This is a genomic window from Proteus sp. CD3, assembly GCF_008808075.1.
Lineage (GTDB): Bacteria > Pseudomonadota > Gammaproteobacteria > Enterobacterales > Enterobacteriaceae > Proteus > Proteus appendicitidis.
Genome location: NZ_CP019686.1, coordinates 3,890,342 through 3,914,660, shown reverse-complemented (window position 1 = coordinate 3,914,660; position 24,319 = coordinate 3,890,342). Strand labels below are relative to the sequence as shown.

The following is a 24,319-nucleotide window of genomic DNA, read 5'->3' as shown; positions in this document are numbered from 1 at the left end:
ATTATTATGTTTTAGTTATTAAAAAATAGTATCGATAAATAAAAAGCTTTCCCATTTAGGAAAGCTTTTTATTTTTAGATGTTCGATGCAATTTAAGACATTACGATGCACTTCTCAGTGAAATTTCACCACCTATATAAGGTATGATTTTTCCATCCTGTTCTAAAAGTAGAGCGCCTTGATCATTAATACCTTTGGCAATACCAAAGATCTCTTTTTCACCAATAATCAGCTTCACCCGACGATCCATAAAGTTATCTAAACGTTTCCAACGCTCGATAAATATAGATAATCCTTGTTTTTCAAATTGAACAAATGCTTCTCTTAATGCATTTGTAATTTCACAAGCAAGTTCATTTCTATCAATTTTAATACCAACTTGCTCTAAATTAATCCATTGCTGATTAATCGCTTCATTTTGATTTTTACTCATCGCGATATTGATACCAATACCTGTGACAATATGAGCAACATCACCTGTTTTTCCTGTTAGCTCCACAAGAATGCCTGAAAGTTTTTTATCATTTAAATAGAGATCGTTAGGCCATTTAACTTTAACGCCATCTGCGCCAAGTTTTTGCAATACTTCAGCCATAATAACGCCAACAACCAAACTCAGCCCTATTGCAGCGGCAGGTCCTTGATCGAGTTTCCAATACATACTCAAATATAAATTTCGACCAAAAGGCGAAACCCATTGACGCCCTCTTCTACCTCGCCCAGCAGACTGATATTCAGCAATACAGACATCACCCGATTTTAATTCGCTAATACGTTGGATTAAGTATTGGTTTGTAGAATCGATAACCGGAATAACGCTAGCAGGTTCACCATTGATGTTCTTGTTTACACTATCCGCATTTAACAAGTTCATAGGAGCATCTAGTTGATAGCCTTTTCCCGCGGCAGTTTGAACATCAATACCCCAGCTGCGCAATGTCTGAATATGTTTATTAATGCCTGCGCGTGTCATTCCTAAGCTTTCGCCTAGTTGCTCCCCTGAATGGATATTTCCGTCAGCAAGAAGCTCTATTAATAATAAGGGAGTTGGTGTTTCTTTCATGATATAGCATCCACTGCATTGATTTCGCCATATTGCCCCATAAAGCGAACTTCTGGCTCTAATTGTACACCGAAGCGCTCAAAGACTTTTTGGCGTATATATGCAGCTAAATTGACAATGTCTTTGCCCGTGGCTAGATCGTCTTTATTGATAAGAACAAGTGCTTGCTTCATATGAACAGCAGCACCACCAATCTGATGACCTTTAAGACCACATTGATCAATCAGCCAACCTGCAGCAAGTTTTACACCATCTTGTTGAACATATTGAGGACAGAAGGGATATTCTGCTTTTAAATGTTGTGCAATACGAGTATCAACAATTGGGTTCTTGAAAAAGCTACCAGCATTACCTGTTATGGTAGGATCGGGTAGTTTGCTCGTTCTCATAGCGCATACAGATCCAAATACATCTTTTGGCGTCACTGTTTCTAATGATAATTTTGACAAATCGCCATACGTAAGAATAGGCTCCCATTTTTTGCTAAGCTGTAAGCCAACAGCAATAATAGCAAAGCCTTGCTGGTAATGATGTTTGAAAATACTATCACGGTAACCAAATTGACATTCATTATTAGTTAATCGATGAACATGACCCGTACTTAACTCAACAATATCAACATAAGCACACACATCTTTTAATTCTTTGCCATATGCACCGATATTTTGTATGGGGGCTGAACCTACATTTCCTGGGATCAGTGCTAAATTTTCCAGTCCATAGATGTTCTTTTCTAACAGAAATTCAATAAGTGCATGCCAGTTTTCGCCCGCACCAACATGAATAGACCAATATTGCTCATTTTCAGTAATTTCAATACCAGCAATACAATTGCGGATAACAATACCATTAAAATCTTCTGTAAACAGTACGTTACTACCGCCACCTAGAATAAGGGTGGGTAATTTCTGCTCATGGGCATTTTGCCAATATGTACAAAGCTCATCTTTATTATTTGCAGTTTCTATTTGGTGAGCTTTTGCTCTCAAACCAAATGTATTAAATGCTTGCAATGAAACCGATTCTTTCATGAAAGTCTACCTCATTTAGCTGATGGCTTAGTTTAACAGCCTAGCATCGCTGAGGATAGTAAAGTGGCAGGTGATTAGTATGGAGATATTATATCTACATTTCAGATGTCTTATGATCTTTTAAAATCCCAAACGCAAAAAAGCCAACCCATTGGGTTGGCTTTCTCGTCTTATTTAATGCCTGGCAGTTCCCTACTCTCACATGGGGAGACCCCACACTACCATCGGCGCTACAACGTTTCACTTCTGAGTTCGGCATGGATTCAGGTGGGTCCGCTGCGCTATGGCCGCCAAGCAAATTCTGTATTTATAACTGTCTGTTTATGCAGTTATAATAATTTTTTATGGTGCTGATACCCAGATTCGAACTGGGGACCTCACCCTTACCAAGGGTGTGCTCTACCAACTGAGCCATATCAGCACTAGTGGCTTATTGTCACCGGCTGACACAGCCTAAATTTTAATGCCTGGCAGTTCCCTACTCTCACATGGGGAGACCCCACACTACCATCGGCGCTACAACGTTTCACTTCTGAGTTCGGCATGGATTCAGGTGGGTCCGCTGCGCTATGGCCGCCAAGCAAATTCGGTTTTATTACCCGTTACTGTCGTTTCTTCCTCAGTAACCAGCAATTTCAATCTTAAACAAGCTTACTTCATCTACTCTTCGTCTCTCAGACAAAACACCTTCGGTGTTGTCAGGTTAAGCCTCACGGTTCATTAGTACTGGTTAGCTCAACGTATCGCTACGCTTACACACCCAGCCTATCAACGTCTTAGTCTTAAACGTTCCTTTAGGTCACTCAAGGTGACAGGGAAGACTCATCTCGAGGCAAGTTTCCCGCTTAGATGCTTTCAGCGGTTATCTCTTCCGCACTTAGCTACCGGGCAATGCCATTGGCATGACAACCCGAACACCAGTGGTGCGTTCACTCCGGTCCTCTCGTACTAGGAGCAACCCCTCTCAATCTTCCAACGCCCACGGCAGATAGGGACCGAACTGTCTCACGACGTTCTAAACCCAGCTCGCGTACCACTTTAAATGGCGAACAGCCATACCCTTGGGACCTACTTCAGCCCCAGGATGTGATGAGCCGACATCGAGGTGCCAAACACCGCCGTCGATATGAACTCTTGGGCGGTATCAGCCTGTTATCCCCGGAGTACCTTTTATCCGTTGAGCGATGGCCCTTCCATTCAGAACCACCGGATCACTAAGACCTACTTTCGTACCTGCTCGAGCCGTCACTCTCACAGTCAAGCTGGCTTATGCCTTTGCACTAACCGCATGATGTCCGACCATGCTTAGCCAACCTTCGTGCTCCTCCGTTACTCTTTAGGAGGAGACCGCCCCAGTCAAACTACCCACCAGACACGGTCCCCGATCCAGATTATGGACCTAGGTTAGAACATCAAACGTTAAAGGGTGGTATTTCAAGGTTGACTCCATGCAGACTGGCGTCCACACTTCATAGTCTCCCACCTATCCTACACATCAAGGCTCAATGTTCAGTGTCAAGCTATAGTAAAGGTTCACGGGGTCTTTCCGTCTTGCCGCGGGTACACTGCATCTTCACAGCGAGTTCAATTTCACTGAGTCTCGGGTGGAGACAGCCTGGCCATCATTACGCCATTCGTGCAGGTCGGAACTTACCCGACAAGGAATTTCGCTACCTTAGGACCGTTATAGTTACGGCCGCCGTTTACTGGGGCTTCGATCAAGAGCTTCTCCCTAAGGATAACCCCATCAATTAACCTTCCAGCACCGGGCAGGCGTCACACCGTATACGTCCACTTTCGTGTTTGCACAGTGCTGTGTTTTTAATAAACAGTTGCAGCCAGCTGGTATCTTCGACTGGCTTCGGCTCTGTCCGCGAGGGACTTCACTTACCGCCAGCGTGCCTTCTCCCGAAGTTACGGCACCATTTTGCCTAGTTCCTTCACCCGAGTTCTCTCAAGCGCCTGAGTATTCTCTACCTGACCACCTGTGTCGGTTTGGGGTACGATTGTTGGTAACCTGAAGCTTAGAGGCTTTTCCTGGAAGCAGGGCATCAATTGCTTCACCACCTTAGTGGCTCGTCATCACACCTCAGCATTAAGTGACCGGATTTGCCTAATCACTCTGCCTACATGCTTGAACCGGGACGACCGTCGCCCGGACAACCTAGCCTTCTCCGTTCCCCCATCGCAGTTACCACCAGTACGGGAATATTAACCCGTTTCCCATCGACTACGCTTTTCAGCCTCGCCTTAGGGGTCGACTCACCCTGCCCCGATTAACGTTGGACAGGAACCCTTGGTCTTCCGGCGTGCGGGTTTTTCACCCGCATTATCGTTACTTATGTCAGCATTCGCACTTCTGATACCTCCAGCATACCTCACAGTACACCTTCGCAGGCTTACAGAACGCTCCCCTACCCAACAACACATAGTGTCGCTGCCGCAGCTTCGGTGCATGGTTTAGCCCCGTTACATCTTCCGCGCGGGCCGACTCGACCAGTGAGCTATTACGCTTTCTTTAAATGATGGCTGCTTCTAAGCCAACATCCTGGCTGTCTGAGCCTTCCCACTTCGTTTCCCACTTAACCATGACTTTGGGACCTTAGCTGGCGGTCTGGGTTGTTTCCCTCTTCACGACGGACGTTAGCACCCGCCGTGTGTCTCCCGTGATAACATTCTTCGGTATTCGCAGTTTGCATCGAGTTGGTAAGTCGGGATGACCCCCTAGTCGAAACAGTGCTCTACCCCCGAAGATGAGTTCACGAGGCGCTACCTAAATAGCTTTCGGGGAGAACCAGCTATCTCCCGGTTTGATTGGCCTTTCACCCCCATCCACAAGTCATCCGCTAATTTTTCAACATTAGTCGGTTCGGTCCTCCAGTTAGTGTTACCCAACCTTCAACCTGCCCATGGATAGATCACCGGGTTTCGGGTCTATACCCTGCAACTCATTCGCCCAGTTAAGACTCGGTTTCCCTACGGCTCCCCTATACGGTTAACCTTGCTACAGAATATAAGTCGCTGACCCATTATACAAAAGGTACGCAGTCACCTCACGAAGAGGCTCCTACTGCTTGTACGTACACGGTTTCAGGTTCTTTTTCACTCCCCTCGCCGGGGTTCTTTTCGCCTTTCCCTCACGGTACTGGTTCACTATCGGTCAATCAGGAGTATTTAGCCTTGGAGGATGGTCCCCCCATATTCAGACAGGATAACACGTGTCCCGCCCTACTCGTCGAGTTCACAACAACAGCATCTTCAGATACGGGGCTATCACCCTTTACTGCCGGACTTTCCAGACCGTTCTCCTGATGCTGCTGTTGATTAAGACTCTGGGCTGTTCCCCGTTCGCTCGCCGCTACTAGGGGAATCTCGGTTGATTTCTTTTCCTCGGGGTACTGAGATGTTTCAGTTCTCCCGGTTCGCTTCATTAACCTATGTATTCAGTTAATGATAATATCCATTGGATATTGGGTTTCCCCATTCGGAAATCGTCGGGTATAACGGTTCATATCACCTTACCGACGCTTATCGCAGATTAGCACGTCCTTCATCGCCTCTGATTGCCTAGGCATCCACCGTGTACGCTTATTCGCTTAACCTCACAACCCGAAGATGTTTCTCTCGAAGGCGACATTAAAGGTCATGGCTACACAAGCATCAATTCGTTGTTGGGCAGTGCTCGTCATGCTCACATACTCATGTATGCTGCGCTGACTGTGCGCTGTCCGCCTAGAATTGCTGTTGCTCGCTCATGACACTCGCCTGGAGTATCACAAATTCAAGGTTTGAGATTTTGAGAGACTCATCAATATACCTCGGTGATATATTGATTTGTTTTCAATTTTTCAGCTTGTTCCAGATTGTTAAAGAGCATAATAGGTAAAATAACTCATGCGAATTATCTTAACTATTCTCTGATTCTCATCAGACTATAGTGTGGTACGCCTTTCACTCATACCGCGCAATTGGCGTCCCCTAGGGGATTCGAACCCCTGTTACCGCCGTGAAAGGGCGGTGTCCTAGGCCTCTAGACGAAGGGGACTTCAGTCAGCTTCGCAGACGCGCTTTTGCTCGTTCTTCATCAGACAATCTGTGTGAGCACTGCACATAACACGTATCTCTTAGGTAAGGAGGTGATCCAACCGCAGGTTCCCCTACGGTTACCTTGTTACGACTTCACCCCAGTCATGAATCACAAAGTGGTAAGCGCCCTCCCGAAGGTTAAGCTACCTACTTCTTTTGCAACCCACTCCCATGGTGTGACGGGCGGTGTGTACAAGGCCCGGGAACGTATTCACCGTAGCATTCTGATCTACGATTACTAGCGATTCCGACTTCATGGAGTCGAGTTGCAGACTCCAATCCGGACTACGACAGACTTTATGAGTTCCGCTTGCTCTCGCGAGGTCGCTTCTCTTTGTATCTGCCATTGTAGCACGTGTGTAGCCCTACTCGTAAGGGCCATGATGACTTGACGTCATCCCCACCTTCCTCCGGTTTATCACCGGCAGTCTCCTTTGAGTTCCCGCCATCACGCGCTGGCAACAAAGGATAAGGGTTGCGCTCGTTGCGGGACTTAACCCAACATTTCACAACACGAGCTGACGACAGCCATGCAGCACCTGTCTCAGAGTTCCCGAAGGCACTCCTCTATCTCTAAAGGATTCTCTGGATGTCAAGAGTAGGTAAGGTTCTTCGCGTTGCATCGAATTAAACCACATGCTCCACCGCTTGTGCGGGCCCCCGTCAATTCATTTGAGTTTTAACCTTGCGGCCGTACTCCCCAGGCGGTCGATTTAACGCGTTAGCTCCAGAAGCCACGGTTCAAGACCACAACCTCTAAATCGACATCGTTTACAGCGTGGACTACCAGGGTATCTAATCCTGTTTGCTCCCCACGCTTTCGCACCTGAGCGTCAGTCTTTGTCCAGGGGGCCGCCTTCGCCACCGGTATTCCTCCACATCTCTACGCATTTCACCGCTACACGTGGAATTCTACCCCCCTCTACAAGACTCTAGCCAACCAGTTTCAGATGCAATTCCCAAGTTAAGCTCGGGGCTTTCACATCTGACTTAATTGACCGCCTGCGTGCGCTTTACGCCCAGTAATTCCGATTAACGCTTGCACCCTCCGTATTACCGCGGCTGCTGGCACGGAGTTAGCCGGTGCTTCTTCTGCGGGTAACGTCAATTGATAAAGGTATTAATTTTATCACCTTCCTCCCCGCTGAAAGTACTTTACAACCCTAAGGCCTTCTTCATACACGCGGCATGGCTGCATCAGGCTTGCGCCCATTGTGCAATATTCCCCACTGCTGCCTCCCGTAGGAGTCTGGGCCGTGTCTCAGTCCCAGTGTGGCTGATCATCCTCTCAGACCAGCTAGAGATCGTCGCCTAGGTGAGCCATTACCTCACCTACTAGCTAATCCCATATGGGTTCATCCGATAGCGCAAGGTCCGAAGAGCCCCTGCTTTGGTCCGTAGACGTCATGCGGTATTAGCTACCGTTTCCAGTAGTTATCCCCCTCTATCGGGCAGATCCCCATACATTACTCACCCGTCCGCCGCTCGTCAGCAAGAAAGCAAGCTTTCTCCTGTTACCGCTCGACTTGCATGTGTTAGGCCTGCCGCCAGCGTTCAATCTGAGCCATGATCAAACTCTTCAATTAAAAGTGTTTGATGCTCAAAGAAATCGAAAACTTAGCTATTCATAAATGAATTTACTTTTGTTGTTCACTCTTCAAGACTTGATACATCTAATATTTTAGAAGATATCGTCTCTGCGAGTGCCCACACAGATTGTCTGATAATTTGTTAAAGAGCAGTGCAACATTCGCTGCCGTTTCCGGTCTTCTGCGTTGTTGCGAGGAGGTGCATTCTACATCTTCCTCATTCAGTGTCAAGCGTTTATTTTCAAGGCTTTTCACTTTTTTTCTTCGTCCTCTCGGCTAACTCACTTAGCGTGGTTTGCCGTGACAACGAGGGCGCATTATAGGGAGTTTTGTGAAGCTGGCAACACTTTTTTTGAGTTTTTTTACTGACCGTTGAATTTTCAATCAAATTGCACTTAAAGCGCCAGTTTTCTGAGCGATTCAAAGCCAAAACTCGCTAAAACAGGTTTTAGTAATTCGCTATTCTCATCTTCTTTTAAGCAATAAGCGAAGTTAATTTCATTTGAACCTTTTATTTTCGCTTGATTTACGACCAACCACGCAGTTCTTCGTGCAATTGCAGCACCAGAATCGATAATTCGTGTGCCATCAGGTAAAACAGAAAGAAGTTCATCGGCTAATAAAGGGAAATGAGTACAACCTAATACCACAGTATCTGGTGGCTCTTTCATTTTTAACCAAGGTGCAAGAATTTTACGAAGCTCTTCTAAAGAAACCGCTTCACCATGAAGTTTTCTCTCAGCCAATTCCACCAGCTCAGCCGAACCTAAAGAGTGAACTTTGCAATCAGTCGCAAAGCGTTCAATAAGTTCATGGGTATAAGGACGTTTAACTGTGGCTCTTGTTGCTAATAATCCAACTACACCATTACAGGTTAATTTAGCGGCTGGTTTAATAGCAGGTACAACACCCACAATTGGAATATCAGTAAACTTGGCACGTAAAGCAGGGAGGCTCACTGTGCTTGCTGTATTACAAGCAATAACAATAGTGGCGAGATCATGCTTTTCAGCAACCGCGCTAACGATTTGAACAACACGGTCAATAATGAATTCTTGTGATTTCTCACCATAGGGAAAAGCTTCATTATCGAAAACATAGATATAGTGAGCATCCGGTAATTTTTCACGGATCTCACGATAAACAGATAAACCGCCAACCCCTGAATCAAAAACCAATACAGTAGGGTTAGCGGTAAGTTGTGCATCAGAAGTTGTAGCTTCCTGTAAGGAAGTATTCACGTCCTGGCGTGCGATAGCCATAAGCTGTCTCATAATCTTTATCAAACAGGTTGGCTATTCTACCACGAATTGAGAGATGTGATGTAATAGGATATGAAGCAGTTAAATCCCAAATACTCACACCACCTAAAGAAACATTCTCATAAGTCCCATAATCTTTATCTGTTCGTTGACCGATATATTGGTAAGTCACTCCCATATCGAGTTTCTCAACTTGCCAATCAAGCTGATATTTCAGTTGTTGACGCGCACGACGATCAAGACGTTGATGCGTTTCTTTATTTCTTGCATCTATATATTGAAGGTTAAAGGTGTGATGAAAAATCCACGTATCCATTTCACCCGTAAATTCCACGCCTTTAATTAATGCCTTACCAACATTGTAATTACGGTATGGATAATTTGACTCACCTTGGATCAACGAATCAATATCATTACGATACGTAGTGACTCGCCACGCTAAAGGTCCTGTCAATCCTTCAAAGCCCCCTTCCCACTGTTTGCTCTTTTCTGGTTGTAAATCGGGGTTACTTCCCCATTCACTATAAAGTTGAGTTAACGTCGGTGCTTTAAATGCCGTACCATAGCCACCAATCACACGATACCCTTCAACAAATTCCCAACCTAAGTTAGTTTGCCAAGTCGTATGCCAGCCATATTCGGAGTGCTTATCAGAACGCACTGAAGCTTCAGCTATAATCTCACCTAGCTTTTGCTGTCCTGTTAGATATAAACCCGTATTGTCGAAGTGTTCTTTATTAGGAAATCCACTAGAGCCAGCTTTAATAGATTGACGTTGCCAATCGACACCACCACCAATACTGCCATTTCCTAATAAAAGGTGATTACCCCACTGCACATTATATTGTTCAGAATTGGTAAAACGGCTTCCTTTACCATAGCGACCATAACGAGGATCATAGTCATAATCTTTGGTGTAGTTATAACTGGTATTTAAAGAAGAAGAGTAGTTATCACGATTAAATTTCACACCACCATCATAGGTACGGCTAAATAATGCTCGGGTATCCGTTAAGGTATCGTTATAACTGTCATAATAAGCATCATAAGCGGTGCGATTATCAAAACCATAAGCGCGTGCATATAAAGAAACGTTATCGTTAATATCGTGATTAGCCCCTAACCACAGTGACTTATTCATAAAGCCATCGCGATCAGGTTGTGGATATCCACCCGTATTTCCATTCGCTTCTACATCATAACCTTTGGTATAGAGATAACTGCCTGCTACCGTTAATGTCGTTCTATCCCCGACTTTCTGTTTTACGGAGCCATCATATTCTTGATAACCATGAGAACCCATTGTGGCATTAAGTGTTCCTCCCTCTGTTTTTCTTTCTGTGAGGATATTAATCACGCCACCAATCGCATCTGAACCATAAACGGAAGAACGAGGTCCTCTTATATATTCAATACGTTGAACAAGAGAAAGGGGAATTTGGCTAATATCAGAACTACCTGACACATTAGCCTGATTTAAACGCACACCATCCACTAAAATAAGAACATGACGAGATTCAGCTCCACGGACATAAATAGAACTCATCTGCCCTATTCCACCGTTTTGCCCCACATCAATACCCGGCATTCTACGTAATACATCAATAACACTATTACTTTGCCAACGATCAATTTGTTCACGTTCAACAACGGTTATCGGTGCTAAAATAGAAGAGTTAGGCTCTTGAAAACGATTTGCAGTCACGCTTAACGTATCACTGTTATTTGCAAATACATTAAAGCTGCCCGCCATAACACTCAAAGCCACACTCGAAATGAAAAAAACTTTTTTATTATTCATGAAAATCTGCATCCAACAGAATAAGTAGCAGGATGCCGCCAAAATTAAATAAAGCGCGTATTTAATTTAAGATGCGACAGGTCTTCGGCAGGTCTTCGGACTTTAGGTTAAAGAAACAAATTTATGTCTTTAAGATAATGACTTCCCACTGCACTTATATAAGTGCTTTGTAGTGTCTTTTATTATCCTTGATCCTATTACCGCTGCGCGTCAGTTCTGGCTTTGCACCAGATTCCCTTTTCACTCCTATTAGGAGACCGAATAACTATGCTACGATTTCAAATCTACTGAGTCCAGAAATTGAACATGAAGAATACTGGACATCTTCATGAGGATCTCTACAATTTCGCTCGCTTAACTTTATTACTGCCAAAAAAAGGCGAGATACCATGCAGAATTCATTACCAACGCAAACATATCAGTCTCAACTGAATGAAAAAACACAACGTCTACAAACAATGATGGCTCCTTTTAATGCGCCTGAAGCAGAGGTTTTTTCATCACCAGAACAGCATTATCGTATGCGTGCGGAATTCCGTATCTGGCATGAAGAAGATTCTCTCTATCATATTATGTTTGATCAAGAGACTAAGCAGCGCATTCGTGTTGACCAATTTCCGGTTGCCAGCCAGCTTATTAATAAAATGATGATTGCCTTGTTGGCAGAAATAAAAGATAAACCAACACTCAGAAAGAAACTGTTTCAGATTGATTATCTTTCTACGTTGAGTAATAAAATTATTGTCTCCCTGCTTTATCACAAGAAGATTGATGAGATCTGGCAACAAGAAGCCATGGCATTACGCCAATCATTAATTGCTCAAGGTTTTGACGTTCAATTAATTGGTCGAGCTTATAAAACAAAAATTATGCTCGATAACGATTTTATTGATGAAGTATTACCTGTTGCTGGCAAAGAGATGATTTATCGCCAAGTTGAAAATAGCTTCACGCAACCTAATGCACAGGTCAATATTAAGATGTTGGAATGGGCATTAATGGCAACCGAGAATGCAAAAGGAGATCTGCTTGAATTGTATTGCGGTAATGGCAATTTTTCATTAGCGCTAGCGCGTAATTTTGAACGTGTACTCGCAACAGAAATTGCAAAGCCGTCTGTTCATGCAGCACAATACAATATTGCAATGAATCACATTGATAATGTGAAAATTATTCGTATGTCCGCAGAAGATTTTACGCAAGCAATGAATGGTGTAAGAGAATTTAAACGTTTAGAAGGGATTAATTTAAAAGATTACCAATGTGAAACTATTTTTGTTGACCCTCCTCGCAGTGGTTTAGATGATAAAACTGTAGAGTTGGTTAAAACTTACCCTAACATTTTATACATTTCTTGTAATCCAGAAACACTGTGCCAAAATTTAGAAACACTGATAAAAACACATAAAATCAGTAAATTAGCATTATTCGATCAATTCCCTTATACCCATCATATGGAATGTGGTGTGTTATTAGAAAAAAGATAACCTCTTATTTCACTCATTATAGTTAAAAACACTTCAATAACCCGAATAAAAACAAAAACACCAGCAAGATAGCTTGCTGGTGTCAAAATTTCGCTGTGTTTACAACAAAGAGATAAGTACAGACTAGTACTGTTCTGCTTGTGATGCTCTTTCAGCTTCTTCTGCCTGTATACGCAAGCGTTGACGCTGTTTGAACTGACGATAAATCCACAACGCAACAATAACGATACAAACTGAAGAGAAGAAATTTGAACCCCATTCAGGGTTAACGGTTCTGGTGTAAGCGTTATAACCGAATAAGCCTAATAAAAAGAATGAAAAAATCAGCTTCGGCATACCATCGGTCATGGGTTGATTTAAATAGCGCTGATATAAACAGTAAACTGCCAAGATTAAACTGATGAGTGGGAAAACTGACCACGACTCAATAAGCGGGTTAAAAAAGCTTGAATAAGTACCATGTAAAGCGACACCAATGACTGCGGCAAGTAATAGCGTGCTTTTTTCACAGCGATTTTGTTCCATCATTTGTCTCCTTTCTGATGCGTTTTTTTCTTTATTTCCGGGTTATCTTGTGGAGGTGTTTGCGTCTCTTGCTCACGTCGATACCAATAATAAGCACCTTTAGCAATCATACGCAGTTGTAAAACTAATCTTTCTTCTAATTGTTGACGCTTTTCAATATCAATATCTAGTGCTTCTGCGCCTGCACTAAATACAATAGTGACCATTGCTTCAGATTGCATTTCTGTAAAATAACGTGGCATATGACTTTCTTGCTCAAGGTAGTCTGCCAGTTCTGCAATAAAATGTTGGATCTCTCGTGCGACTGCGGCACGAAATTCGGCAGATGTCCCAGAACGTTCACGTAATAATAATCGAAATGCATTAGGATTATTGCCAATGAATTCCATAAAGGTTGACACTGATGTTCTGATAACACTGCCACCTTTCGCAATACGTTGACGTGCTTGGCGCATTAATTGACGTAGCATCAATCCGCTTTCATCAACCATGGTAAGCCCAAGTTCATCCACATCTTTAAAATGACGATAAAATGAAGTAGGTGCAATACCCGCTTCTCTAGCCACTTCTCGTAAACTTAGACTTGTAAAGCTACGTTCAGCACTGAGTTGGCTAAAAGCAGCTTCAATTAAAGAGCGACGGGTTTTTTCTTTTTGTTTAGCTCTGACGCCAATATTATTACTCACAGAAATCCTGATAATCCTAATTTGGTTTGTACTCAATATATCAAACTTTGTTAAAAAAGCAGTGCGTACAATCATCTCTCAAGACACATTCTCATAAAAACTCAATAAAGTGTGACTAATGCCCTTAATGTCAGTTGGGCTATTATTCATTCTAATGTTAATATAGCGTTGTCGGTTTGTATAAAACAGGTCTCTTCTTATGCAACATTCTCATTTCGATGCAATTGTGATCGGTTCAGGTCCTGGTGGTGAAGGCGCGGCCATGGGGCTTGTTAAACAAGGAAAGCGCGTCGCAGTTATAGAACGTTATAACAAAGTCGGTGGGGGCTGTACTCACTGGGGAACCATTCCTTCAAAAGCCCTACGTCACGCAGTAAGCCGTATTATCGAATTTAATCAAAACCCGCTTTACAGTGACCAATCTCGCCTTATTAACTCCTCTTTCTCCCAAATACTTCGCCAAGCCAGCACCGTAATTAGTCAGCAGACTAAAATGCGTCAAGGTTTTTACGAGCGTAATAATTGTACGATGTATTCAGGTGAAGCTGCGTTTATTGACGAGCACAGGATCAGCGTGCGTTATCCTGATGGCACTTGCGATATTCTTTCTGCTGATAGTTTTATTATTGCAACAGGCTCTCGTCCTTATTGCCCGCCAGATGTTGATTTCTCTCATTCTCGTATTTATAACAGTGACACTATTCTCGATTTAGAGCATGAGCCTCACCATGTCATTATCTATGGTGCTGGTGTCATTGGTTGTGAATATGCCTCTATTTTTAGAGGATTAAGAGTGAAAGTAGACTTAATTAATACTCGTGATCACTTATTGTCTTTTCTGGATCAAGAGATGTCTGATGCGCTTTCTTATCACTTCTGGAATAACGGCATTGTGATCCGCCATAATGAAGAATATGAAAGCATTGAAGGTGTCGATGATGGTGTTATTGTTCACCTAAAATCAGGTAAAAAAGTCAAAGCAGATTGCCTACTTTATGCGAATGGTCGAACAGGAAATACTGACACACTGGGCTTAGAAAACGTCGGTATTAAAACAGATAGTCGTGGGCAAGTTTCTGTTAATGCGCACTACCAAACCAGTTGTGAACACATTTATGCAGTTGGTGATGTGATTGGTTATCCAAGTCTGGCTTCTGCCGCCTATGATCAAGGTCGAATTGCAGCGTTGGCAATTACAACTGGAAAATCAGAAACACATTTAATTGAAGATATTCCTACTGGGATCTATACCATTCCTGAAATTAGTTCTGTTGGTAAAACAGAGCAACAACTTACGGCAATGAAAATCCCGTATGAAGTGGGTCGTTCTCAATTTAAACATCTGGCAAGAGCGCAAATTGCAGGTATGAATGTCGGAAGTTTGAAAATTCTCTTCCACCGTGAAACCAAGCAAATTTTAGGTATTCACTGCTTCGGTGAGCGTGCCGCTGAAATTATTCATATCGGTCAAGCGATTATGGAGCAAAAAGGTGAAGGCAATACTATCGAGTATTTCGTTAATACTACCTTCAACTATCCAACAATGGCAGAAGCCTATCGTGTTGCTGCACTTAATGGTTTAAACCGCTTATTTTAATGCACTCTGTTTTTCTGCATAAAATGCGGTCATATGTTCACGGATTGTCTCTGCTAACTGTTCATAACGATTACGCAAAGGCGATCCGGGACGATAAACCAAAATAATAGAACGTGATGGATTGGGATCAGTACATTCTAGATAACAAACTCCATCACGTTTTTGTTCTTGAGGTACTGATAAATCAGGTAATAAGGTTATTCCACTACCGGCAGCAACCATATTACGTAATGTCTCTAAACTCGTTGCTCTAAAATGAGTATCTTCTTTTGCACCAGCTTGGAAGCAGAACCCTAACGCTTGATCACGTAAACAGTGCCCATCTTCTAACATCAATAAACGCTGACCCGCTAAGTCGCCCATCGGCACAGATCCACGTTCATTCCATGGGTGCCCTTCATAAATTGCTAACTTCATTGGCTCTTCAAATAGAGGAACTTCAATAAACGGCGCACTCTCTTTTACCATTGCTAAAATTGCGCAATCGAGTTTTCCGCTATCTAATTGCGCTAATAAGCTGTGAGTTTGTGCTTCATGAAGATACATCTCTAACTTAGGGTAGTTTTTATGTAATTCGGGAATGATATGAGGCAATAAATAAGGGCCAACAGTAGGGATAAGCCCAATATGTAAAGGTCCCGCCATACTTTCGCCTTGCAATGAAGCCATTTCTTGCAGCACTTTGACTTCACGTAAAACGGTTTTCGCTTGATCCACCAGCAACAAACCTTGTTGCGTAAACAGAACTTTACGGCTAGTTCTTTCAAGCAACATTACACCGAGTTCATCTTCAAGTTTACGAATTTGACCACTTAATGTTGGCTGACTCACATGGCAAGAATCTGCCGCACGACGAAAATGTTTATGCTCAGCTAGAGCCACCAGATATTCCAAGTCACGGATATTCATTGCAGATCCCACATTTATTGCTGATAGTTAATGTCTATAGATAATATAGTAACTGATAAATTTTTCTATCAGTCGAATGTTATTCTGTCTCTCTTTTTCGATATTTTCTAAATAAACGACTTAAACAAAACGTATTCCTTCATCCTCTAAAGCATTCAAGATGAGTATAGATATTATCGGCAATTTAAAATAAAAGAACAGAGTGAAATTCACCCTGTTCTTTTTGAATAACAGTAAGTTGTCTTAGATAAACGCTTTGCTTATTTATCCATATTTAAAACTTCTTTAGCTTTTACTATCGCAGACGCGACCTGTTTTTGAGAAACGCCCCCTTTTGCAAGACGTTTATCTAAACAAGATTGAAGCGACAAAATATCGTACACATCAATCATAATTTTACTATTAAACATCTGTAATTCAGAAAGAGGAAGTTCTTCAATCGCTTTACCTTGCTCAATGGCGCAAACCACCACTTCACCCACAATATGGTGAGCTTCACGAAATGGCACACCTTTCGCAACAAGGTAATCTGCCAGTTCTGTGGCGTTAGCATAACCTTGTTTCGCTGCTTCTTCACAACGAGAACGACGGATTTGTAGCCCATCAAGAACAAGCGTTGCCATGTGCAAACAATCAGACCATGTATCGATAGCGTCAAATAGCCCTTCTTTGTCTTCTTGCATATCTTTATTGTAAGCAAGAGGCAGACCTTTTAAGGTCATCATCATACCCGTTAACGCGCCTTGCACTCGTCCACATTTCCCACGGATAAGCTCTAGTGCATCTGGGTTTTTCTTTTGTGGCATTAATGAAGAGCCGGAAGTGACTTTATCTGATAATTCAATAAAACCCGCTTCGCCACTATTAAAGAAAATAAGATCTTCTGCAAAACGAGATAAGTGAACCATACCAATAGCCGCAGAGGATAATAATTCTAAGACATGATCACGATCGGATACGCTATCTAAACTATTATTGGTTGCACTCGCAAATCCCAGCCATTCAGCTAATTGTTCACGATCGATATCATAAGCCGTACCTGCCAGCGCACCACATCCCAACGGGCTGACATCCAAACGTTTTAATGCATCTGCTAGGCGGCTTTCATCTCTGGCTAGCATTTCATTGTATGCTAAACACCAATGTGCAAAAGTGACAGGCTGAGCGCGCTGTAAATGGGTGTAACCCGGCATCACTGCATTTTGATTTTGTTCTGCGGTGATAACTAAGGCTTTTTGTAGCTCAACAATTGCTTGGCGAAGATGAATAACTTCTTCTTTACACCATAATTTTAAGTCTGTTGCGACCTGATCATTACGGCTACGACCTGTATGTAATTTTTTACCTAAATCACCCACTTTGGCAATAAGCTTACTTTCAACCCAGCTATGGATGTCTTCTGCATCACTTTGCAAAATAGACTGCGGGTTTGCGGTTACTTCTTCTGATAATTCATTTAAAGCTTGCTCAAGTTGAGCTTGTTCATCTTGCGACAATACGCCCACTGTGACTAACGCTTTAGACCAAGCAACTGAGCCAAAGATATCCTGTTGTGCCAGTCGAAAATCAAACCGCAGTGAATCATTGAATTGTTTAAACCGTTGATCAGCTTCCTGACTAAAACGTCCACCCCAGAGTGCCATAATTGCTTCCTGTATTTATTTTATGTAATAAAAGAGTGAGAGTGATGCCTTGTATCCTTATATATAGATATATAGCATCACTCTATTGTTTAACCTTATTTCTTACTCAATGCACGAATACGTGATGGTAAGGAATATAAACGGATAAACCCTTCAGCATGGCTGTGATCGTAAACTTCATCTTCACCAAAGGTTGCAAATTCTTCAGAATACAGACTGTTATCTGATTTCTTCTGAATAGCATTAACATGACCTTTATACAGCTCTAATACCACTTCACCATTCACATCATTTGCCAGTGATTCTGCAGCCGCTTGCAGTGAAGCGCGAATTGGCGTGAACCAACGACCGTCATAAGCCACATAAGACATCTCTAAGCCTAGTTGTTGACGCCATTTAAAAGCATCTCTATCAAGTACCAGTTGCTCAACACCACGCAGAGCCGCCATCATGATTGTGCCCCCCGGTGTTTCATAGCAGCCACGAGATTTCATTCCCACTAAACGGTTTTCAACAATATCAATACGACCGATACCATGTTTAACGCCTAATGCATTTAAGGTGTCTAAACATTCAAAAGGTGATTGTGTTTTACCGTTTACAGCGACGACTTCACCCGTTTTTACAGTGACAGTAACCCGTTCTGGTGTTTCTGGTGCTTTCTTTGGATCAACCGTCCATGCCCAACAATCTTCGTTTGAAGCATTCCACGGGCTTTCTAATACCCCACCTTCTGTTGAGATATGCCATGCGTTTTCGTCACGGCTATAAATTTTCTCAAGCGTCGCTGTCGTTGGAATATTACGAACTTTCAGATAATCCAGTAGCGCTTCGCGAGAACGTAAATCCCACTCTCTCCAAGGTGCAACCACTTTCAGTTGTGGGGCAAGTGCCGCATAAGTACTTTCGAAACGAACCTGATCATTACCTTTACCAGTTGCACCATGAGCAACTGCATCGGCTCCGAGCTTTAAGGCTAGTTCAACTTGCGCTTTAGCGATAACAGGGCGAGCCATTGAAGTACCTAATAAATAGCTACCTTCATATAACGCACCTGTTTTTAATACAGGATAGACGTAGTCTTTGATAAATTCTTCGCGCAGATCGACGATATAACACTCAGAAGCACCTGACGCTAACGCCTTTCGTTCCACACCTACTAAATCATCACGGCTTTGACCCACATCTGCCACAAAAGCGACAACTTCGCAGTTATCATAATGTTCTTTTAGCCAAGGAATGATTGCTGATGTATCAAGTCCGCCAGAGTATGCCAGTACGATTTTTTTTATGCCTTTAGTCATAGTGATAACCTTCAATTTCCAATTTGTTTAAATTCTGCCAACGAGTAAACAGCGATAAAATTTCTAGAGTGATTTTTAAGCTAAAATACGGGTTCCAACTGCAACACCATTAAACAGTGCAGTCAGTTTTTCAGCATGACGCCAACTTGCAATCTCAACTGGCCGACCTAGTGTTTTAGCTGCTTCTAATGCCGCATTGACTTTCACAATCATGCCGTCAGTGATAATGCCTTGGTCGATTAATGTCTGTGCTTTCTCGGCTGACATCTCGGCAATCTTCTGACCTTTACCGTCTAAAATGCCACTGACATCGGAAAGTAGGACTAAATCAGCACCTAATGTTTCAGCAATAGCGGTTGCCGCTTGGTCAGCATTCACATTCATCAATTCACCTTTTTCAGTCATACCGATAGAACTGATAATAGGTAGATAGCCAGCCCCCAATAATAAATTGAGTAAATCAGGAGAGCCGGGCTTTGCATTTCCGACATGCCCTAACTCTTCATTGATTTGTGTCACTTTTGCTAATTGCCCATCACCCAAAGAAAGCCCTACACCATTAAGCCCAAACTGAGTTGCCCACGATAACAAGGTTTTATTGGCACTTCCGGCAAGCGCTCCTGTGATGATGTCTATCTGATCAGCAGGTGTGACACGAAGCCCCTGCTTTTTCACCACTGGCAATTGCAATTTACTCATCAAGTCATCCACCAAACAGCCACCACCATGTACGATGACTAACGGACGAGAATGTGTTGAGCGATACTGTTGTAATGCAGTGAAAAACCGCGTTAACGCTTCTTCATTATCAAGGAGCACACCACCCAGTTTGATAATTAATGGTTCCATGAAACTTCCCTACTCATTATTTAAATAAGTGATTCGGTTTCAGCGAAACCAAACCGAATGTTCATACATTGCACCGCTTGTGCAGCAGCCCCTTTCAACAAGTTATCTTCAACACCAACCACAATTAGGTGTTCACCTTGTTGAGCAAATCCGATATCACAGAATGCGGTTCCTACAACAGCTTTTAATGCCGGCAACCCTTTTTCATACACACGCACTAATGGTTTATCTTGATAAGCATCTTCAAAGACTTGCCTTACATCCTCTTGTGTCACACCCACTTTTAACTTACAGGTGATAGTGGCTAAGATCCCTCTCGCAAAATTACCCAGATGAGGTGTAAAAATGACATCAATACCAAGATGCGTTGCAATTTCAGGTTGATGACGGTGAGTAAACACACCGTAAGGTTGCAAACTCACTTCACAAAAACTGCTAGTTAAAGAGGCTTTTCTACCTGCACCACTCACACCGCTGGTGGCATTAATAACAGGCCACTGTGCTGTATCTAAAAGCCCCGCTTCCACAAGCGGTTTTAGAGACAACTGAGACACCGTGGGATAACAGCCCGGCACTGCAATTAATTGAGCCTGACTAATAATGTCAGCATTCCATTCAGACAGCCCATAAACCGCCTGTGATAACCAATCAGTATTCTTATGCTCGAATCCATAGTATTGTTGATAAAAATGCTTGTTTTGTACTCGATAGGCACCAGACAAATCGAATACCACACAACCTTGCTCTAAAAAGACAGGGGCAATGTCATGGCTGACTTCATGTGCTGTTGCGAGAAAAACGATATCAATGTTTTCAGCGGCTTTAGCGACATCAACCATCGGTTCGAGTGGGAGATCCACTAAACCACGATATTGTGGATGAAGTTCAGAAAAGCACTTTCCTGCATCTGCACTTTGAGCTGATACCATCAGTCTGCTCAAATTCACATGAGGATGCTGCTGAAGATAGGCGGCTAATTCAGCGCCAGTGTAACCACTTGCTCCTACAATCAGAGTATTTAACATGTCATTCTTACCTTGTACTATGAACACAAACCGATTAATGTATTTTTATTCAAAAAAAGTGCATGAATATTGATACTATTATGAAGAAAGGCTGTCAACAGTGAATATTAAATTACCTACATTTATTGAGATTTATCGTCAATTAATTGCAACACCCTCGATCAGTGCAACAGACGCTAAAAACGATCAAAGTAATGAAGCACTGATTAATTTGCTTGCTAATTGGTTGGAAACATTAGGTTTTTCAATTGAAATTCAACCTGTACCCGAAACGCGAGGTAAATTTAACCTTTTGGCAACATTAGGTTCGGGAAAAGGGGGATTATTACTCTGTGGTCACACTGACACAGTACCCTTTGATGAAGGTCGTTGGACGCAAGATCCTTTTACGCTGACAGAAAAAGAAAATAAGTTATACGGCTTAGGCACTGCCGATATGAAAGGCTTTTTTGCCTTTATTCTTGATGCATTACGTGACGTGGATACTAAAACACTAACGCATCCACTTTATATACTTGCTACCGCTGATGAAGAAACCTCCATGGCAGGGGCGCGTTATTTTGCTGCTAATACAACAATCCGCCCTGATTTTGCCATTATTGGCGAACCTACATCGCTAAAACCTATTCGCGCTCATAAAGGGCATTTATCAAATGCAATACGTATTACGGGGCAATCAGGGCACTCGAGTGATCCAGAAAAAGGGGTAAATGCGATAGAACTGATGCATGAGTCTATTACTCACCTTAGTACATTGCGCGATACGCTAAAAACTCGTTATAACAACCCTGCGTTTGTTATTCCTTATCCAACAATGAACTTTGGTTATATTAATGGCGGTGATGCAGCAAATAGAATTTGTGCTTGCTGTGAATTACATATGGATATTCGCCCATTACCGGGATTAACACTGCAAGACTTGGATGATTTACTTCATGAAACATTAGCACCAGTCAAAGCACGTTGGCCGGGGCGTTTAAGTGTTGAAGCGTTACACGATCCTATTCCGGGTTATGAGTGCCCAACCGATCATAAAATGGTTGCCGTGATCGAAAAACTATTAGGTGAAAAAGCGCAAACGGTGAATTACTGTACTGAAGCACCGTTTATTCAAGATCTCTGCCCTACCTTAGTTTTAGGGCCTGGTTCTATTGAACAAGCACATCAGCCTGATGAATTTATTGATATGGCATTTATTGAGCCGACTCGTGAATTAATGGGGCAATTAATTGAAAACTTCTGTTTAACAGAGAAAGCCCAATAATAAAAATATAACCCTATCGATTTATTTTGATAGGGTTATTTATCTTCAATCTAACTTAATCATTAACGTAGCCAATTCGTTTTCGCGAGTTGCACAATCTCATCTCCTCGGCCATTAATAATCGCTTTCATCATATACAAACTAAAGCCTTTGGCTTGTTCAAACTTCACTTCAGGAGGCATTGAAAGCTCTTGTTTTGCAGTTACCACATCAACAATCACAGGGCCATCATGCTCAAAGGCTTCTTTAAGAGCATTATCCAGATCTTCACCCTTTTCTACTCGAATACCTTTGATACCAGACGCATTGGCAATAGCAGCAAAATCAGGATTATGTAAATCAGTACCATCCGTCAAATAGCCACCGGCTTTCATCTCCATCGCCACAAAACCTAATACACTGTTATTAAAAATAATCACTTTTACAGGCAAATTCATTTGCGCCAATGAGATAAAATCACCCATTAACATGGTAAATCCACCATCACCACACATTGCTACCACTTGGCGTTTTCTATCTAATGCTTGTGCGCCAATAGCTTGAGCCATTGCATTTGCCATAGAGCCGTGATTAAACGATCCCAGCAACCGACGTTTGCCATTCATGCTTACATAACGGGCTGCCCATACTGTTGGTGTACCTACGTCACAAGTAAAAATGGCATCATCATTTGCCAGTTCACTCAATCGACGTGCCAGATATTGTGGGTGAATAAGCTCACGTTCACTGGGTTGTGCTAATGCATCCAGATCTTCTCGTGCTTTAGCATAATGTTTCAGCGATGCATCAAGATGCGCCGTATCTGTTTTCTCTTTTAAACGAGGCTGTATTGCATTTAGCGTGGCTTTAATATCGCCAATCATCGCCATATCGACATGGCAATGCGAACCAAGGCTGCTTGGATTAATATCAATTTGAATAATATTGGCTTTTGATGGATAAAATGCACGATAAGGAAATTGCGTACCTAATAATACTAACGTATCGGCATTTTCCATCGCATGATAACCCGATGAAAAACCAATTAATCCCGTCATTCCTACACTGTAGGGATTTTTCCACTCAATGTGTTCTTTCCCTCGCAATGCGTGTACAACAGGGGCTTTTAATGTTTGAGCCAGCTTAATCACTTCGTCGCGAGCTTGAACACATCCAGCACCGCACATTAAGGTGATATTTTTTGCATCATTGAGTGCATCGGATAATTTTTCGATTTCGAAACGATTTGGCATGATGAGTGGAAATTGCAACGGATACCAGTTTTCATGCGCATCTTCTGGGGCTGGTTTTAGTGCAACATCTCCCGGTAAAACAACAACTGCGACCCCTTTTTTCAAAATAGCGGTGCGCATTGCAATGGCCAGCACTTGAGGGATCTGCTCTGGGTTTGAGATTAATTCACAGTAATGGCTGCATTCGCGAAAAAGTTCTTGAGGATGTGTTTCTTGAAAATAATTACTACCAATTTCCGCAGAAGGAATATGCGCAGCAATGGCTAACACAGGAACATGATTACGATGGCAATCAAAAAGCCCATTGATAAGATGTAAATTTCCCGGCCCACAAGAACCCGCGCAAACCGCTAATTCACCATTAACTGCCGCTTCTGCTCCTGCGGCAAACGCCGCAACTTCTTCATGACGGGTTCCCATCCACTCAATCGTTCCCATCTTTCGCAAGCTATCACTTAATCCATTGAGAGAATCGCCTGTCACGCCCCAAATACGTTTTACACCTGCATTCTGGAGTACTTTAGCAATGTAGGTTGCAACTGTTTGCTTACTCATGGTGATGTTTTTCCTCAGTTTTGGGTAAATTACGCCTCTGCGAGCTACACTGATTTCCTTCCCATATTCTGTTTCTCTTCCTCATCAGCTTGCAGAGAAAATTATCTCACTAACTTAAATATAAAGAATAACACCAATCACTATAATGTCACTGTGAGGATAAAATCAGCCCTCAAAAATACAAAAAATAAAATATCACTTCCAAATACATTCATTAAATTTATAATAACCGCACCAAATAAGAATATATCTCATTAATAATGTATTATTCTTTATTAAATTATAGACAATGTCTGCTTATAGGATTATTTTAATAATTAAAATAATTTTTAATAAAGATTTTTCTCCTCACATCTTTATTAACAATTAAGCTGACTCATTTCAGCCTTACTCACTGTCTTTATTAAAAAA

15 protein-coding genes, 2 tRNA genes, 4 rRNA genes and 1 riboswitch are annotated in these 24,319 nt (G+C 42.4%); of the genes, 3 read left to right on the top strand and 18 right to left on the bottom strand.

Annotated features, from left to right (window positions below):
• Positions 1-100 precede the first annotated feature (100 nt).
• From birA to btuB, 10 genes are all read right to left on the bottom strand, one after another.
• Positions 101-1,063, bottom strand: coding sequence for a bifunctional biotin--[acetyl-CoA-carboxylase] ligase/biotin operon repressor BirA (birA, locus tag BTA34_RS17445; protein ID WP_151436623.1), 963 nt, complete (start codon positions 1,061-1,063; stop codon positions 101-103).
• Entirely contained in the window at positions 1,060-2,094 is a 1,035-nt protein-coding gene (gene murB / locus BTA34_RS17440) for a UDP-N-acetylmuramate dehydrogenase (protein WP_151436622.1), read from the bottom strand. The genes birA and murB overlap by 4 nt, the downstream gene beginning before the upstream one ends.
• Positions 2,095-2,273: 179 nt before the next feature.
• Positions 2,274-2,389: ribosomal RNA gene (gene rrf, locus BTA34_RS17435) — 5S ribosomal RNA — on the bottom strand.
• Positions 2,390-2,439: 50 nt separating this feature from the next.
• Positions 2,440-2,515, bottom strand: a tRNA-Thr gene (locus BTA34_RS17430).
• A gap of 44 nt (positions 2,516-2,559) precedes the next feature.
• Positions 2,560-2,675: ribosomal RNA gene (gene rrf / locus BTA34_RS17425) — 5S ribosomal RNA — on the bottom strand.
• Between the two features lie 118 nt (positions 2,676-2,793).
• Positions 2,794-5,696: ribosomal RNA gene (locus tag BTA34_RS17420) — 23S ribosomal RNA — on the bottom strand.
• A gap of 367 nt (positions 5,697-6,063) precedes the next feature.
• Positions 6,064-6,139: transfer RNA gene (locus BTA34_RS17415), tRNA-Glu, on the bottom strand.
• 84 nt (positions 6,140-6,223) lie between these two features.
• A 16S ribosomal RNA gene (locus BTA34_RS17410) occupies positions 6,224-7,766 on the bottom strand.
• Together the 16S, 23S and 5S rRNA genes with 2 tRNA genes alongside form the textbook arrangement of a ribosomal RNA operon.
• Positions 7,767-8,164: 398 nt before the next feature.
• Positions 8,165-9,031 (bottom strand): glutamate racemase, encoded by an 867-nt coding sequence (gene murI / locus BTA34_RS17405; RefSeq protein ID WP_151436621.1) that lies wholly within the window; start codon positions 9,029-9,031, stop codon positions 8,165-8,167.
• Positions 8,976-10,832 carry a TonB-dependent vitamin B12 receptor BtuB gene (btuB, locus tag BTA34_RS17400; RefSeq protein WP_151436620.1) on the bottom strand — a complete coding sequence of 619 codons (1,857 nt, stop codon included), beginning with the start codon at positions 10,830-10,832 and terminating at the stop codon, positions 8,976-8,978. Before btuB ends, murI begins: the two co-directional genes overlap by 56 nt.
• Positions 10,833-10,900: 68 nt before the next feature.
• Positions 10,901-11,109, bottom strand: a riboswitch (cobalamin riboswitch).
• Positions 11,110-11,221: 112 nt separating this feature from the next.
• Here btuB and trmA point away from each other — a divergent pair.
• On the top strand, positions 11,222-12,319 hold the full coding sequence (gene trmA / locus BTA34_RS17395; RefSeq protein ID WP_151436619.1) for a tRNA (uridine(54)-C5)-methyltransferase TrmA: 1,098 nt from the start codon (positions 11,222-11,224) through the stop codon (positions 12,317-12,319).
• Between the two features lie 123 nt (positions 12,320-12,442).
• Here trmA and BTA34_RS17390 read toward each other — a convergent pair whose 3' ends face one another.
• Complete coding sequence (locus tag BTA34_RS17390) at positions 12,443-12,844, bottom strand: YijD family membrane protein (protein WP_151436618.1); 402 nt, start codon at positions 12,842-12,844, stop codon at positions 12,443-12,445.
• Positions 12,844-13,530, bottom strand: coding sequence for an HTH-type transcriptional repressor FabR (gene fabR / locus BTA34_RS17385; protein WP_151436617.1), 687 nt, complete (start codon positions 13,528-13,530; stop codon positions 12,844-12,846). The genes BTA34_RS17390 and fabR overlap by 1 nt, the downstream gene beginning before the upstream one ends.
• Before the next feature lie 199 nt (positions 13,531-13,729).
• Here fabR and sthA point away from each other — a divergent pair, with 199 nt between their 5' ends.
• Positions 13,730-15,127, top strand: a complete 1,398-nt coding sequence (sthA, locus tag BTA34_RS17380; RefSeq protein WP_109373435.1) for a Si-specific NAD(P)(+) transhydrogenase — start codon at positions 13,730-13,732, stop codon at positions 15,125-15,127.
• Here the strand turns inward: sthA and oxyR are convergent.
• The 5 genes from oxyR to argC form a co-directional block, all read right to left on the bottom strand.
• A complete protein-coding gene (oxyR, locus tag BTA34_RS17375; RefSeq protein ID WP_109373434.1) occupies positions 15,119-16,036 on the bottom strand; it encodes a DNA-binding transcriptional regulator OxyR in 918 nt (305 codons plus the stop codon). The two genes, sthA and oxyR, sit on opposite strands and share 9 nt — an antisense overlap.
• A 260-nt stretch (positions 16,037-16,296) precedes the next feature.
• Complete coding sequence (gene argH, locus BTA34_RS17370) at positions 16,297-17,679, bottom strand: argininosuccinate lyase (RefSeq protein ID WP_151436616.1); 1,383 nt, start codon at positions 17,677-17,679, stop codon at positions 16,297-16,299.
• A gap of 95 nt (positions 17,680-17,774) precedes the next feature.
• The gene (locus BTA34_RS17365) at positions 17,775-18,983 is read right to left on the bottom strand and encodes an argininosuccinate synthase (RefSeq protein ID WP_151436615.1); all 1,209 of its coding nucleotides are present in this window, start codon (positions 18,981-18,983) and stop codon (positions 17,775-17,777) included.
• Between the two features lie 75 nt (positions 18,984-19,058).
• Entirely contained in the window at positions 19,059-19,832 is a 774-nt protein-coding gene (gene argB, locus BTA34_RS17360) for an acetylglutamate kinase (protein WP_151436614.1), read from the bottom strand.
• Positions 19,833-19,852: 20 nt separating this feature from the next.
• Entirely contained in the window at positions 19,853-20,857 is a 1,005-nt protein-coding gene (gene argC, locus BTA34_RS17355) for an N-acetyl-gamma-glutamyl-phosphate reductase (protein ID WP_151436613.1), read from the bottom strand.
• Positions 20,858-20,957: 100 nt separating this feature from the next.
• Between argC and argE the strand changes: the two genes are divergently transcribed.
• Positions 20,958-22,121, top strand: a complete 1,164-nt coding sequence (gene argE / locus BTA34_RS17350; protein WP_151436612.1) for an acetylornithine deacetylase — start codon at positions 20,958-20,960, stop codon at positions 22,119-22,121.
• Positions 22,122-22,183: 62 nt separating this feature from the next.
• On the opposite strand, the gene poxB is transcribed toward argE, so the two are convergent.
• Positions 22,184-23,908 (bottom strand): ubiquinone-dependent pyruvate dehydrogenase, encoded by a 1,725-nt coding sequence (gene poxB / locus BTA34_RS17345; RefSeq protein WP_151436611.1) that lies wholly within the window; start codon positions 23,906-23,908, stop codon positions 22,184-22,186.
• Between the last annotated feature and the right edge of the window lie 411 nt (positions 23,909-24,319).